Below are 1,230 nucleotides of genomic sequence, written 5' to 3'. Positions count from 1 at the left end.
AACAAAGTACTGTGGTAAAAAACAAGTAAAAACCCATTAACTTTTCACTAAAGTACTTCTATAAGAATCATCATATATTAATCCAGATTTTGCTATTGCAAAAGCTTGTTTTAGTAGCTTATTACAGACCGCTATCAACGCTAGTTTTTTGCTCTTTCCTTTAGCTACTATTCGCTCATATATTTCCCTGCAAGCCTTATTGTACTTACAAGCATTAAAACTGCACATAAATAATAAATTACGCAGTTTTTGATTTCCCATTTTGCTAATTTTACTTCGGCCGCTCACACTGCTTCCGCTCTTCCTAATTATTGGGGTTAACCCTGCATAACTACACAACTCACTGCCGCTTGTAAAACGCTCAAAACCATCAGTGAGAACAACCAACATTAATGATGTTTTGTTTCCTATACCTGGAATACTTTTTAAACGAGTTAAAACGTCTTGGTGCACCTCTTTGACTAAAACGATTAATTTTTCTTCCAAGGTTTTCATTTCTTTTTGCACCTGTTTTAAACTACGTTTTAAAGAACTTACAACAGTTTTACTTGGGTTGCCTAAAACAGCTTCACCGTGTAATTTATTTTTAAGCATAGTGCTCTGTTTTGTATATACTGAAAGGAGTCTGGTCATTTGAAGACATTCTGTTTGATGCTTCGAATTACCTTTCCATAGTTTTAATTCAACTTGTTTAGCATACTCACAAATAAGCTTAGAATCACTTTTATCGGTCTTATTCTTCGTTAGTTTCATCTGTATAAAACGTTTTACAGACAAGGGATTTTCGACAGACACTTTTATACCAGATTCGAGTAAAAAATACGCCAATTGATAATGATAATAACCCGTTGCTTCCATCACACAATGACTATCAATCCCCAAGAGTTTTAAAAACTTTTTAAAACCAGCAGGATTGTTTTTAAACTGATAGTAATTACCTGAAGAATCCGTAACATCGAAAACCAAATGACTAATGTCAATTCCAAAATATTTAATATCTTTATTCATAATAAACTGTATTTTTAAAGGACGACTACGCGAGTTTCAACGACTTGAAATCGAGGTCTAAAAGCCTCATAGAACTGTACGAAATCTGTGTAGAAAAAGAGAGGGGGTTTTCAATGTTGACGAGATCATAGTCTCCGCGTGTATAATAACCTTATTCCTCCCTTTTGTTCCTTCTTATTTATATGTCTTAATTTAGTGTTTTTATTGAAATGCTAACTTAAG

1 protein-coding gene is annotated in these 1,230 nt (G+C 33.3%); it reads right to left on the bottom strand.

What is annotated here, in order from left to right; all coding sequences use genetic code 11:
* Positions 1 to 36: 36 nt before the first annotated feature.
* The gene (locus tag ES677_RS15105) at positions 37 to 1,008 is read right to left on the bottom strand and encodes an IS110 family RNA-guided transposase (RefSeq protein WP_148381720.1); all 972 of its coding nucleotides are present in this window, start codon (positions 1,006 to 1,008) and stop codon (positions 37 to 39) included.
* Positions 1,009 to 1,230: the final 222 nt, after the last annotated feature.

This window comes from Bizionia gelidisalsuginis (assembly GCF_008086185.1).
Taxonomy (GTDB): domain Bacteria; phylum Bacteroidota; class Bacteroidia; order Flavobacteriales; family Flavobacteriaceae; genus Bizionia; species Bizionia saleffrena.
Note: the sequence above shows the minus strand (reverse complement) of the source record. Positions and strands in the feature narration are given on the sequence as shown.

Bases quoted from the DNA above. Each gene is read 5' to 3' on its own strand.
- ES677_RS15105 (WP_148381720.1), bottom strand. From the start codon at position 1,008: ATGAATAAAGATATTAAATATTTTGGAATTGACATTAGTCATTTGGTT.